12 protein-coding genes are annotated in these 13,564 nt (G+C 61.3%); 10 read left to right on the forward strand and 2 right to left on the reverse strand.

Translation table 11 applies throughout. From position 1 onward, the window contains the following. Window positions 1-3: 3 nt before the first annotated feature. Complete coding sequence (locus ACMCNM_RS21200) at window positions 4-306, reverse strand: hypothetical protein (RefSeq protein WP_186680798.1); 303 nt, start codon at window positions 304-306, stop codon at window positions 4-6. A 220-nt stretch (window positions 307-526) separates the two neighbouring features. On the opposite strand from ACMCNM_RS21200, the gene ACMCNM_RS21205 reads away from it, so the two are divergent. Further along, window positions 527-952, forward strand: coding sequence for a hypothetical protein (locus ACMCNM_RS21205; RefSeq protein WP_186680795.1), 426 nt, complete (start codon window positions 527-529; stop codon window positions 950-952). A gap of 73 nt (window positions 953-1,025) precedes the next feature. Beyond that, window positions 1,026-3,137, forward strand: a complete 2,112-nt coding sequence (gene fusA, locus ACMCNM_RS21210; protein ID WP_186680792.1) for an elongation factor G — start codon at window positions 1,026-1,028, stop codon at window positions 3,135-3,137. 129 nt (window positions 3,138-3,266) lie between these two features. Here the strand turns inward: fusA and ACMCNM_RS21215 are convergent, their stop codons facing one another. Beyond that, the gene (locus tag ACMCNM_RS21215) at window positions 3,267-4,709 is read right to left on the reverse strand and encodes a SulP family inorganic anion transporter (protein ID WP_412765350.1); all 1,443 of its coding nucleotides are present in this window, start codon (window positions 4,707-4,709) and stop codon (window positions 3,267-3,269) included. Window positions 4,710-4,885: 176 nt separating this feature from the next. Between ACMCNM_RS21215 and ACMCNM_RS21220 the strand changes: the two genes are divergently transcribed. From ACMCNM_RS21220 to nuoF, 8 genes are all read left to right on the forward strand, one after another. Further along, window positions 4,886-5,620: a secretin N-terminal domain-containing protein gene (locus tag ACMCNM_RS21220; protein ID WP_412765952.1), complete on the forward strand. Its 735-nt coding sequence runs from the start codon at window positions 4,886-4,888 to the stop codon at window positions 5,618-5,620. Between the two features lie 490 nt (window positions 5,621-6,110). Next, entirely contained in the window at window positions 6,111-7,436 is a 1,326-nt protein-coding gene (aceA, locus tag ACMCNM_RS21225) for an isocitrate lyase (protein ID WP_012273289.1), read from the forward strand. Between the two features lie 228 nt (window positions 7,437-7,664). Further along, a complete protein-coding gene (locus ACMCNM_RS21230; RefSeq protein ID WP_412765351.1) occupies window positions 7,665-8,327 on the forward strand; it encodes a lysoplasmalogenase in 663 nt (220 codons plus the stop codon). A 379-nt stretch (window positions 8,328-8,706) separates the two neighbouring features. Beyond that, entirely contained in the window at window positions 8,707-9,120 is a 414-nt protein-coding gene (locus ACMCNM_RS21235) for an NADH-quinone oxidoreductase subunit A (protein WP_003251427.1), read from the forward strand. Between the two features lie 10 nt (window positions 9,121-9,130). Next, window positions 9,131-9,808 (forward strand): NuoB/complex I 20 kDa subunit family protein, encoded by a 678-nt coding sequence (locus ACMCNM_RS21240; RefSeq protein WP_012313769.1) that lies wholly within the window; start codon window positions 9,131-9,133, stop codon window positions 9,806-9,808. A gap of 79 nt (window positions 9,809-9,887) precedes the next feature. Then, complete coding sequence (gene nuoC / locus ACMCNM_RS21245) at window positions 9,888-11,669, forward strand: NADH-quinone oxidoreductase subunit C/D (protein WP_027592809.1); 1,782 nt, start codon at window positions 9,888-9,890, stop codon at window positions 11,667-11,669. 2 nt (window positions 11,670-11,671) lie between these two features. Beyond that, window positions 11,672-12,169, forward strand: coding sequence for an NADH-quinone oxidoreductase subunit NuoE (nuoE, locus tag ACMCNM_RS21250; protein WP_003251433.1), 498 nt, complete (start codon window positions 11,672-11,674; stop codon window positions 12,167-12,169). Next, on the forward strand, window positions 12,166-13,545 hold the full coding sequence (nuoF, locus tag ACMCNM_RS21255) for an NADH-quinone oxidoreductase subunit NuoF (RefSeq protein ID WP_027592811.1): 1,380 nt from the start codon (window positions 12,166-12,168) through the stop codon (window positions 13,543-13,545). Before nuoE ends, nuoF begins: the two co-directional genes overlap by 4 nt. Window positions 13,546-13,564 lie beyond the last annotated feature (19 nt).

A 13,564-nucleotide genomic window follows, 5' to 3' on the forward strand; every position in this document is an offset into this window, starting at 1 on the left:
GGCTTACAGGCCCAGCTCTTCAGGGGTGAGCATGTCGGACTCGAAGGCGATCCAGCCACCTTCGAGTTCGGCGTGGCCGTTGACGATCGGGCCGTAGTAGGTCAGGCCGTTTTCCAGGGTAACGCAGATGTGCGTGGCCGGCTTTTCGGGAGCTGCGAGCGTACCGACGAAATGCACCTTCTTCAGGGTTTCGGTCACCGCTTCAAGGCCCACGCGCATGCTGGGGTTTTCCGAGGCCTCGATGTCGCCCCCGCGGTCTTCAGCGCTGATGGTCACGGTGGCGGTGTACGGGTACTTGCTGCTCAAGCGGGGTTACCTCAATTAGATGTGTAGGCGTTTTGGCGCGTAGAGTACGGCAGCCTTTGCCTGCTGTCTCTACTGGCCTCTTCGCGGGTGAACCCGCCCCCACAGGTACAGCGTCATGCCTGGCACCTGGGTGGCCGTCATCAACAGATCAAAATGGCCTCACCCGCCCCGATCTGTTAGGGTGCCCGCCGATGCACGCCACACCACACGAGGATCCCGAGTGAGCGCCGAAGAACCCCTGATCGCCGACCTGTTCGAGGTCGACAAACGCCTGTCCCTCAAGCCCGTCGTGGACTTCAACACTTACCTGCGCAACGCGTTCGCCGAAGGCCCGTGCCAGTGCCATCGCTGCCGTGACGGTGGCGACCAGAGCAGCTACAGCCACGCGCACAATTTCACCCTGGAAGGCCGCCCGCTCAACCGCCGCTTCGCCAACACCGCAGGCAGCGATGTGCTGCTGGTGCTGAAAAAAGCCTGGCTGTCGTACCACAAAGAAGACCTCAACCTGGTCGGCGCGCTGGACATGGCCAAGCTCAAGACCTTCACCGACGACGCCCTGCACGAGCGCTTGCTGGCCCTGCTGCCTGCTAGCGGCCTGGCCCGTGAAGTGGACGGCCAATGGCTGCTACAGGCTCAGGTCGACTGACGGCCCGGCGGTAAAGCAGGATTCTTCCGGTCTGCTAACGTGGGAGAATCCGCCCATCCGCAGGTAGTCCGCCATGGCCCGTACAACGCCCATCGAGCTGTATCGCAATATCGGCATCGTCGCCCACGTGGATGCCGGCAAGACCACCACCACCGAGCGCATCCTGTTTTACACCGGGGTCAATCACAAGATGGGCGAGGTGCACGATGGCGCCGCGACCATGGACTGGATGGCCCAGGAACAGGAGCGCGGCATCACCATCACCTCGGCAGCCACCACGGCCTTCTGGCAGGGCTCGACCAAGCAGTTCCCCGACAAGTACCGCTTCAACATCATCGATACCCCTGGCCACGTCGACTTCACCATCGAGGTAGAACGCTCGCTGCGCGTGCTCGACGGCGCGGTGGTGGTGTTCAGCGGCGCCGACGGGGTCGAACCGCAATCGGAAACCGTGTGGCGCCAGGCCAACAAGTACCACGTGCCGCGCCTGGCCTACATCAACAAGATGGACCGCCAGGGTGCCGACTTCCTGCGCGTGGTCAAGCAGATCGACAAGCGCCTGGGGCATCACCCGGTGCCGATCCAGCTGGCCATCGGCAGCGAAGAGCACTTTGTCGGCCAGATCGACCTGGTGAAGATGAAGGCCATCTACTGGAACGATGCCGACAACGGCACCACCTACCGCGAAGAAGCGATCCCTACCGAGCTCCAGGCGCTCGCCGACGAATGGCGCGCGCACATGATCGAAGCCGCGGCAGAGGCCAACGATGAGCTGACCACGAAGTTTCTCGAAGGCGAGGAACTCAGCATCGACGAGATCAAGGCCGCCCTACGCCAGCGCACCATTGCTAACGAAATTGTGCCGACCATCCTTGGCTCGTCGTTCAAGAACAAGGGCGTGCCGCTGATGCTCGATGCGGTCATCGACTACCTGCCCGCACCGTCGGAAATCCCTGCAATCAAGGGCACCCACCCGGACGATGAAGAACAGCACCTTGAGCGCCACGCCGACGACAAAGAGCCCTTCTCGGCCCTGGCCTTCAAGATTGCCACTGATCCGTTTGTCGGCACCCTCACCTTTGCCCGAGTGTATTCCGGGGTGCTCAGCTCCGGTAATGCCGTGCTCAACTCGGTCAAGGGCAAGAAGGAACGCATCGGCCGCATGGTGCAAATGCACGCCAACCAGCGCGCCGAAATCAAGGATGTGTGCGCCGGCGACATCGCCGCATTGATCGGCATGAAGGATGTCACCACCGGCGATACTTTGTGCGACATCGATAAGCCAATCATCCTAGAGCGCATGGACTTCCCCGACCCGGTGATCTCCGTAGCCGTGGAGCCTAAGACCAAGGCCGACCAAGAAAAAATGGGCATAGCCCTGGGCAAGCTGGCCCAGGAAGACCCGTCGTTCCGCGTGCGCACCGATGAGGAAACCGGCCAGACCATCATCTCCGGCATGGGCGAGTTGCACCTGGACATCATCGTCGACCGCATGCGCCGCGAGTTCAACGTCGAGGCCAATATCGGCAAGCCGCAGGTGGCCTATCGCGAGAAGATCCGCAACACCTGCGAGATCGAAGGCCGCTTCGTTCGCCAATCCGGCGGGCGCGGCCAATACGGCCACTGCTGGATCCGCTTCGCCCCGGGCGACGAAGGCAAGGAAGGCCTGGAATTCATCAACGAGATCGTCGGTGGCGTGGTACCCCGCGAGTACATCCCGGCCATCCAGAAAGGTATCGAAGAGCAGATGAAGAATGGCGTGCTCGCCGGCTACCCACTGATCAACTTGAAGGCAGCGGTGTTCGACGGCTCCTACCACGACGTCGACTCCAACGAAATGGCCTACAAGATAGCCGCGTCCATGGCCACCAAGCAGCTGTCGCAAAAAGGCGGGGCAGTGCTGCTAGAGCCGGTGATGAAGGTTGAGGTGGTGACCCCAGAGGAATACCAGGGCGACATCATGGGCGACCTGAGCCGGCGTCGCGGGATGATCCAGGATGGCGATGAGACGCCAGCCGGCAAGGTTATACGCGCCGAAGTGCCGCTGGGCGAAATGTTCGGCTATGCCACTTCCATGCGCTCGATGACCCAGGGCCGCGCCAGCTACACGATGGAGTTCATCCGCTATGCCGAGGCACCGGCCAGCATTGCTGACGGGATCGTGAAGAAGAACCGCGGGGAATAATTCATTCACCTGTGCCGGCCCCTTCGCGGGCAAGCCCGCTCCCACAGGAACTCCATTCGCCTTGAATCCGGTGGCATACCTGTGGGAGCGGGCTTGCCCGCGAAGGGGCCGGTGCAGGTAATAACCTTCTCAGAGCTGCTCGCCAGCCCGCTTCAACAGCTTCTTGCACCGCTCCGACAAGTGCACCACGCGTAGATGCTTGCCCGCCTTGGTATACCGCTCACGCAAGGTTTTCAGCGCCGCAACTGCCGAATAATCGACAAAGCTCAAATGCTGGCAGTCCAGCGTAACCTGCACCGGATCCTTCGCCGTATCGAACTGGTTGAGGAACGAGGCGGTCGAGGCAAAGAACAACGTGCCATGTACCTGATAACGCTTGCCGCCGCCCGCTTCCTCGTGGCTGTCGGCATACAGCTCCCGCGCATGCTGCCAGGCAAAGTTCACCGCCGCGATGACAATACCAAACAGTACCGCTACGGCCAGGTCGGTGAACACCGTGACGATGGTCACCGCAATGATTGCCAGCACATCGTTCACCGGCACCTTGTGCAACACGCGCAACGAGGCCCAGGCGAAGGTCTGCTGAGCAACCACGAACATCACCCCCACCAGGGCTGCCAGCGGAATACGCTCGATCAGCGGCGACAAGAACAACACGAACAGCAGGATCATCACCCCGGCAACCACGCCCGATAGCCGGCCGCGGCCATTGGAGCTGAGGTTGATCACCGTCTGCCCGATCATCGCGCAGCCGCCCATGCCACCGCACAGGCCCGAAACCATGTTGGCGGCGCCCAGGGCCACGCACTCACGGTCAGGGAAGCCACGGCTTTCGGTGATTTCGTCGGTGAGGTTGAGCGTCAGCAGGGTCTCCAGCAGGCCGACCATGGCCATCAGCACCGCGTAGGGTGCGATGATCTTGAGCGTTTCAAGGTTCCATGGCACATCTGGCAGCGTCACTTGCGGCAAGCCACCGGCGATGTGCGCCATGTCGCCGAGGGTGCGGGTCGGCAAACCCAGCAGGTACACCGATAGGCCTACCCCCAGGATGGCCACCAGCGCGGGCGGTACGGCGCGGGTCAGCTTGGGCAGTATGTAGACCACCAGCATGGTCAGCGCCACCAGGCCGACCATCAGGTACAGCGGCGAACCGCTGAGCCACTGACCGCCTTGCTTGAAGTGCTCCAACTGAGCCAGGGCGATGACGATCGCCAGGCCGTTGACGAAGCCCAGCATCACCGGGTAAGGCACCAGGCGCACCAGCTTGCCCAGGCGCAGCAGGCCAAACAAGATCATCACCACCCCGCCAAGCAGCACCGTGGCCAGCAAGTACTGCACCCCGTGTTGCACCACCAACGCGATGATCACCACCGCCATGGAGCCGGCAGCACCAGAAATCATGCCCGGACGGCCGCCGAACAGTGCAGTCAGGGTACAGATGATGAAAGCGCCATACAGGCCCATCAGCGGGTTGAGGTGCGCCACTAAGGCGAAGGCGATGCACTCAGGCACCAGGGCGAACGAGGTGGTCAGGCCGGCGAGCAGGTCGGCGCGCAGTCGTACGGGTTTCATGAAGTTCCTGTGAGGCGGTCCAGGCGGAGGGGCTGGCAATCGAGGGGCGCGATGTTACGGAATTTGTCTGACAGCGGCCACCGCTCAAACGTGCAGGATGCCGCCCCTTGATGCATAACCTGCACAACCTGGGCAAATTTGCCATCATGTTGATACCCACTGCGGAGATCATGGACATGCCGCTACGCCCGCTTTTCACTTCCTTGCTGCTGGCTGCCACCCTCAGCGCTCACGCCGCCACCGAAGTCCTCCCCTTGCAGTACCGCAGCAGCGCCGAACTGCTGCCCGCTGCGCAATCGTTCATCGGCAAGGACGGCACCGTCAGCGCCTTCGAGAACAAGCTGATCGTCAATGCCAGCCCCGAGCGCATCGACGACCTGCGCAGCCTGCTGCAACAGTTGGACACCGCGCCCAAACGCCTGCTGATCAGCGTCGACAACAACGACAGCAACTTCCAGGACACCCGCGGCAACGCTCACGTCATCCGCTACGGCACCAGCAACCGCGAAGGCGGCATGCAGCAGGTTCAGGCCACCGAAGGCCAGGCCGCGCTGATCCAGGTTGGCCAGAGCATCCCGGTCACCAGCACCAGTACCGACGGTTATGGGCGCATTCAAAGCAACACCGAATACCGCAATGTGACCCAAGGTTTCTACGTTACCCCCAGCCTGAGCGGCGAAACGGTTCGTCTGCAAATAAGCACCAATAATGATCGCATCAGCCAGGAACGTGCAGATGTAGTGAAAGTGCAAAGCACCGACACGACAGTCACCGGCAAGCTCGGGGAATGGATCACCTTGGCGGGGTTCAACCAGCAGAGCCAGTCCGATCGTAGCGCGTCAAGCCACACTTACAGTACCCAGCGCGGTGAAAACATGACTTTACGTGTAAAAGTCGACCTTCTGGACTGATCCCAGGCAATTCAAGGCCTCGACCAATGGCCTAGAAACTGACTGCCGAGTCGTATTAGACCAAAGATGTAGTAAGTGAAAAAAGTCACTACAAAACATTTGACAGGTACTTTTTCTCAAGGGCATGATGGCCTCGCTCCCGCTAATCAGGGGCCCTGGCAAGGGCCTTCGAGGCGTGCTCCTCCCACCCCTGGAGGCGCCTCGTGTCTATACGGCCCACAAGGCGGTTCGACGGGATTGCGACTGCAACGAAGAAGTTGTCCCGAGGGACGGAAGCGCATCACCGCAGTTCTGGCAATCGCGTAGCACCGCAGCAAGGCAACCACGAGCCGACCTGCAGCGCACACCTTCGCCTGGCCTGCACCCCCTTCCCCTTCGAGCCTTCGCGTTCGCCGCCGCACGCCCCCGAACAGGACAGCCGCCAGGCCTCTGATCTGCACCCGAGCATCAGCACAATTACCCCAAGATCGATGCGACGAGGTTTATTTCCATGGCACTGACACGCGAACAGCAAATTGCAGCCCTCGAGAAAGACTGGGCCGAAAACCCGCGCTGGAAAGGCGTGACCCGTACCTATACCGCCGCTGATGTCGTTCGCCTGCGTGGCTCCCTGCAGCCGGAGCACACCCTGGCCCGTCAGGGCGCAGAAAAACTGTGGAAGCTGGTCACCCAGGGTGCCCACCCGTCCTTCCGCCCAGAAAAAGATTTCGTCAACTGCATGGGCGCCCTGACCGGCGGCCAGGCAGTACAACAGGTCAAAGCCGGCATCCAGGCTATCTACCTGTCTGGCTGGCAAGTTGCCGCCGACAACAACTCGGCCGAGTCCATGTACCCCGACCAGTCGCTGTACCCAGTCGACTCGGTACCGACCGTGGTCAAGCGCATCAACAACTCGTTCCGCCGCGCCGACCAGATCCAGTGGAAAGCCGGCAAGAACCCAGGCGACGAAGGCTACATCGACTACTTCGCGCCAATCGTAGCTGACGCCGAAGCCGGTTTCGGCGGCGTACTGAACGCCTACGAGCTGATGAAGAACATGATCGAAGCAGGCGCTGCCGGCGTGCACTTCGAAGACCAACTGGCCTCGGTTAAAAAATGCGGCCACATGGGTGGCAAGGTACTGGTACCCACCCAGGAAGCTGTACAGAAGCTGGTTGCCGCGCGCCTGGCAGCTGACGTTTCGGGCGTGCCGACCATCATTCTGGCCCGTACCGACGCCAACGCCGCCGACCTGCTGACCAGCGACTGCGACCCGTACGACCAACCGTTCGTGATCGGCGAGCGCACCCGTGAAGGCTTCTACAAAGTGCGTGCAGGCCTCGACCAGGCAATCTCCCGCGGCCTGGCCTACGCACCGTATGCCGACCTGATCTGGTGCGAGACCGCCAAGCCGGACCTGGACGAAGCCCGCCGCTTCGCTGAAGCGATCAAGAAGGAATACCCGGACCAGATCCTGTCGTACAACTGCTCGCCTTCCTTCAACTGGAAGAAAAACCTGGACGACGCTACCATCGCCAAGTTCCAACGCGAGCTGTCGGCCATGGGCTACAAACACCAGTTCATCACCCTGGCTGGCATTCACAACATGTGGCACGGCATGTTCAACCTGGCGCACGACTACGCCCGCAACGACATGACTGCCTACGTGAAGCTGCAGGAGCAGGAATTCGCTGATGCCAGCAAAGGCTACACCTTCGTTGCGCACCAGCAGGAAGTGGGCACTGGCTACTTCGATGACATGACCACCGTGATTCAAGGTGGGGCTTCGTCGGTGACTGCGCTGACCGGTTCGACTGAGGAAGAGCAGTTCCACTGATCACAGTAGACTGTTGAAGGAAGGCCCGGGACTCGCAAGCATCTCGGGCCTTCTTTTTTACCTGCACTGGCCTCTTCGCGGGCAAGCCCGCTCCCACAGGTTCTGCGCCTATTCAAGCATGGCGCGATACCTGTGGGAGCGGGCTTGCCGGCGAAGAGGCCAGTGCAGACGAAAGCAAAACCCAGGATCCGGACTATGCTTGTGGCAGCACAGTAGCAAGGACTGCCCATGCTTCGTCCAAGCCACCTGATCACAATCGCCGTCGCAGCCGCTGCTTTTTATCTCTATGCACTGGCCAGCGACAATGCCCTGCTTGGCCTGCTGGTCAAACCCGTTCCGGTACTGGCACTGATCGCCTGGCTCTACCAGGGACCCAACACTGTATACCGCCACTGGATCGTCATCGGCCTGGGTTTCTCGGTACTGGGTGACGTACTTCTGGCCATCCCAGCCGACCTGTTCGTGTTCAGTTTGGCAGCGTTTCTCTGCGCCCACCTGGCTTACCTGCGTGCCTATTGCAACCTGACGTTACGCCCGGCCCTGCCAGCTCTGCTGCTGAGCGCGGCGACGGGCTCGACGCTGCTGGGGGTGCTGGCCAGCCACAGCCTCGGCCCACTCCTGGTCCCAGTGGCGCTGTATGCCCTGACGATCAGTGCCATGCTCTGGCGCGCTCTGGCATGCGGCGGTATCGCCGGGCTCGGCGCGTGCATGTTCGTATTTTCTGACAGCCTGATCGGCATCGACCGCTTCGTCAGCCCGTTCGCTGCTGCGCCTTACCTGATCATCGTCGCTTACTGGCTGGGCCAGTGGGCAATCGCTTCATCGGCCCGCCACGGCTTAACCGATAAAGTATTGACCCAGAGCGGTGCGCAAGGCGCTGGAAGCTGTTAGAACGAGCCTTTTTCGCATTTGCAAGTAGCCAACCCGCCCGGGCAACTTTGCAAGGCTCACAAGAGGAGAATTTCACCGCACCAAGCTCAATGCGATTAATTATCATTACATAATTAGGAATTCGTTACATCGCGCAAGAAACATAATTAACAAAAACGCGCGCAATGCCCGAAATTCAAGGCTTTCAGCCAGTTACGAAAGATTTTTGTTCTTAATCCTACGAATAAATTGCCACAGAAATTTTACTTGCACCGGGTTTACCCATAAAATCAGCGCGATTGATTCAGCTGCGACATTTGGTCACTGCATGTGCGACACCAGGTCGCCGCTCTACTTATTTCAGACTGCAGAGCTGGGTCTCTGTATAAGGATCTCTAGCATGTCCGATTCGGCAGGACTCATCGCCCACAACTGGGGCTTTGCCATCTTCCTTTTGGGTGTCGTCGGCCTGTGTGCCTTCATGCTCGGTCTGTCCAGCCTGCTCGGTAGCAAGGCCTGGGGCCGCGCCAAGAACGAACCCTTCGAGTCCGGCATGCTGCCCGTCGGCAGCGCCCGCCTGCGCCTGTCCGCCAAATTCTATCTGGTCGCGATGCTGTTCGTGATCTTCGATATCGAAGCCCTCTTCCTCTTTGCATGGTCTGTGTCCGTCCGCGAAAGCGGCTGGACCGGGTTCGTCGAAGCGCTCGTTTTCATAGCAATTCTGTTGGCAGGTCTTGTCTACCTTTGGCGCGTCGGTGCTCTTGATTGGGCTCCCGAAGGTCGCCGCAAGCGGCAAGCGAAGCTGAAACAATGAGGCTTTGGCAATGCAATACAATCTCACCAGAATCGATCCGGATGCGCCCAACGAGCAGTACCCGGTAGGTGAACGGGAAACCGTCACCGACCAACTGCTCGAGGACCAGGTCCACAAGAACATCTACATGGGGAAACTCGAAGATGTGCTGCGTGGCGCGGTCAACTGGGGTCGCAAGAACTCCCTCTGGCCGTATAACTTCGGCCTGTCCTGCTGCTACGTGGAAATGACCACGGCCTTCACGGCGCCCCACGACATCGCCCGCTTCGGCGCCGAAGTCATCCGGGCCTCGCCGCGTCAGGCCGACTTCATGGTCATCGCCGGTACCTGCTTCATCAAGATGGCGCCGATCATTCAGCGCCTGTACGAGCAGATGCTCGAGCCGAAGTGGGTCATCTCCATGGGTTCGTGCGCCAACTCCGGTGGCATGTACGACATTTACTCGGTCGTTCAGGGGGTCGACAAGTTCCTCCCCGTGGATGTTTACGTGCCTGGCTGCCCGCCTCGCCCTGAAGCGTTCCTGCAAGGCTTGATGCTGCTGCAGGAGTCGATTGGCCAGGAGCGACGCCCGCTTTCCTGGGTTGTTGGTGATCAAGGCATTTACCGTGCCGAGATGCCTGCCCAGAAAGACCTGCGTCGTGAACAGCGTATCGCGGTAACCAACCTGCGCAGCCCCGACGAAGTCTGATCCAGCGACCTGCCGCCCGCTCCTCAAGGAGCCGGCGGCCTGGCTTCATTCTCTACGTTGACTCAAAGCGACCGAGACCATGACAGCGGACACCGCTATTTATATTCCGCCTTACAAGGCTGACGACCAGGATGTGGTCGTCGAATTGCACAACCGTTTTGGTGCCGACGCATTCGTCGCCCAGGAAACCCGCACCGGCATGCCGGTGCTGTGGGTAAAACGTGCACAGCTCAAAGAAGTACTCAGCTTCCTGCGCAACGTCGCCAAGCCGTACAGCATGCTGTACGACCTGCATGGCGTCGACGAGCGCCTGCGCACCCAGCGCCGCGGCCTGCCCGCCGCCGATTTCAGCGTGTTCTACCACCTGCTGTCGGTCGAGCGTAACAGCGACGTGATGATCAAGGTGTCGCTCAGCGAAGGCGACCTGAACCTGCCGACCGTGACCGGCATCTGGCCTAACGCCAACTGGTACGAGCGCGAAGTCTGGGACATGTTCGGCATCGACTTTGCCGGCCACCCGCACCTGAGCCGCATCATGATGCCGCCCACATGGGAAGGCCACCCGCTGCGCAAGGACTACCCAGCCCGCGCCACCGAGTTCGACCCCTACAGCCTGACCCTGGCCAAGCAGCAGCTTGAAGAGGAATCGGCACGTTTCAACCCGGAAGCCTGGGGCATGAAGCGCCAGGGCGCCAACGAGGACTACATGTTCCTCAACCTCGGCCCCAACCACCCCTCTGCCCACGGTGCGTTCCGTATCGTCCTGCAGCTGGACGGTGAAGAGATCGTCGACTGCGTCCCGGACATCGGCTACCACCACCGTGGCGCCGAGAAGATGGCCGAGCGCCAGTCCTGGCACAGTTTCATCCCCTACACCGACCGTATCGACTACCTCGGCGGGGTGATGAACAACCTGCCGTACGTACTGGCGGTAGAGAAGCTGGCCGGCATCAAGGTGCCGCAGAAGGTCGACGTGATTCGCATCATGCTCGCCGAGTTCTTCCGCATCACCAGCCACCTGCTGTTCCTGGGTACCTACATCCAGGACGTCGGCGCCATGACCCCGGTGTTCTTCACCTTCACCGACCGCCAGCGCGCCTACACCGTGATCGAAGCAATCACCGGTTTCCGCCTGCACCCGGCCTGGTACCGCATCGGTGGCGTCGCCCACGACCTGCCGCGCGGCTGGGACAAGCTGGTCAAGGACTTCGTCGACTGGCTGCCTAAGCGCCTCGACGAATACACCAAGGCCGCCCTGCAGAACAGCATCCTCAAGGGCCGTACCGTCGGCGTCGCCGCGTACAACACCAAGGAAGCGCTGGAATGGGGCACCACCGGTGCCGGCCTGCGTTCCACCGGTTGCGACTTCGACCTGCGTAAAGCGCGCCCGTATTCTGGCTACGAAAACTTCGAGTTCGAAGTACCGCTGGCCCACAACGGCGATGCCTACGATCGCTGCATGGTCCGTGTCGAGGAGATGCGTCAGAGTATCCGCATCATCGACCAGTGCCTGCGCAACATGCCGGAAGGCCCGTACAAGGCGGATCACCCGCTGACCACGCCGCCGCCGAAAGAGCGCACCCTGCAGCACATCGAAACCTTGATCACGCACTTCCTGCAAGTCTCGTGGGGCCCGGTCATGCCGGCCAACGAGTCGTTCCAGATGATCGAAGCGACCAAGGGCATCAACAGTTACTACCTAACGAGCGATGGCGGCACCATGAGCTACCGCACCCGGATCCGTACCCCGAGCTACCCGCACCTGCAGCAGATCCCTTCGGTGATCAAAGGCAGCATGGTCGCCGACCTCATTGCGTACCTGGGCAGTATCGACTTCGTTATGGCTGACGTGGACCGCTAAGCATGAACAGCACGCTTATCCAGACAGACCGTTTCGCCCTGAGCGAAACCGAGCGCTCGGCCATCGAGCACGAGATGCATCACTACGAGGACCCGCGCGCGGCGTCCATCGAAGCCTTGAAGATCGTCCAAAAGGAACGTGGCTGGGTGCCGGACGGCGCCATTCACGCCATCGGCGAAGTGCTGGGCATCCCGGCCAGTGACGTCGAGGGTGTGGCGACTTTCTACAGCCAGATCTTCCGTCAGCCGGTCGGCCGCCACATCATCCGTGTGTGCGACAGCATGGTCTGCTACATCGGTGGCCACGAGTCGGTGGTCAGCCAGATCCAAAGCGAACTGGGCATCGGCCTCGGCCAGACCACCGCCGACGGGCGCTTCACCCTGCTGCCGGTCTGCTGCCTGGGCAACTGCGACAAGGCCCCGGCCCTGATGATCGACGATGACACCTTTGGCGACGTGCAGCCTGCTGGCGTTTCCAAACTGCTGGAGGGTTACGTATGACCATTACTTCCTTCGGCCCGGCCAACCGCATCGCGCGTTCGGCCGAAACCCACCCACTGACCTGGCGTCTGCGTGACGACGGCGAGCCGGTGTGGCTTGCCGAGTACCAGGCCAAGAACGGTTACGCTGCTGCCCGCAAGGCACTGAGCGAGATGTCGCAAGACGACATCGTGCAGAACGTCAAAGACTCCGGCCTCAAGGGCCGCGGCGGCGCAGGCTTCCCCACGGGTGTGAAGTGGGGCCTGATGCCTAAAGACGAATCCATGAACATCCGCTACCTGCTGTGCAACGCGGACGAAATGGAGCCGAACACCTGGAAGGACCGCATGCTGATGGAGCAACAGCCCCATCTGCTGGTCGAGGGCATGCTGATCAGCGCCCGCGCCCTGAAGGCCTACCGCGGCTACATCTTCCTGCGTGGCGAGTACACCACCGCAGCGAAAAACCTCAACCGCGCCATCGACGAAGCCAAGGCCGCTGGCCTCCTGGGCAAGAACATCCTGGGCTCGGGCTTTGACTTCGAGCTGTTCGTGCACACCGGTGCCGGCCGCTACATCTGCGGTGAAGAAACCGCACTGATCAACTCGCTGGAAGGCCGTCGCGCCAACCCACGTTCCAAGCCGCCCTTCCCTGCCGCCGTTGGCGTATGGGGCAAGCCGACCTGCGTGAACAACGTCGAGACCCTGTGCAACGTGCCGGCCATCGTCGCCAACGGCAACGACTGGTACAAGTCGCTGGCCCGCGAAGGCAGCGAAGACCACGGCACCAAGCTGATGGGCTTCTCCGGCAAGGTGAAAAACCCTGGCCTGTGGGAACTGCCATTCGGCGTCACCGCCCGTGAGCTGTTCGAAGACTACGCCGGCGGCATGCGCGACGGCTTCAAGCTCAAATGCTGGCAGCCAGGCGGCGCCGGTACTGGCTTCCTGCTGCCCGAGCACCTCGACGCACAGATGTACGCCGGCGGCATCGCCAAGGTTGGCACCCGGATGGGGACTGGCCTGGCCATGGCGGTCGACGACAGCATCAACATGGTCTCGCTGCTGCGCAACATGGAAGAGTTCTTCGCCCGCGAATCGTGCGGCTGGTGCACCCCATGCCGTGACGGCCTGCCGTGGAGCGTGAAAATGCTGCGCTCGCTGGAGCAAGGCCAAGGCCGCGCCGAAGACATCGAGACCCTGCTGGGTCTGGTCAACTTCCTCGGCCCAGGCCGTACCTTCTGTGCTCACGCACCGGGTGCCGTCGAGCCGTTGGGCAGTGCCATCAAATACTTCCGCTCCGAATTCGAGGCCGGTGTCGCCCCAGCCAGTGCTGCCGATGCCCTGCGCCCGAACCTGGCCAAGCCAGTACCGAGCGGGCCGATCGTGGTCGGCGCATAACAAGATGAGCTGCGGGTGG

Origin of the sequence: Pseudomonas sp. NGC7 (assembly GCF_047159675.1) — a bacterium.
Classification (GTDB): Bacteria; Pseudomonadota; Gammaproteobacteria; order Pseudomonadales; family Pseudomonadaceae; genus Aquipseudomonas; species Aquipseudomonas kermanshahensis.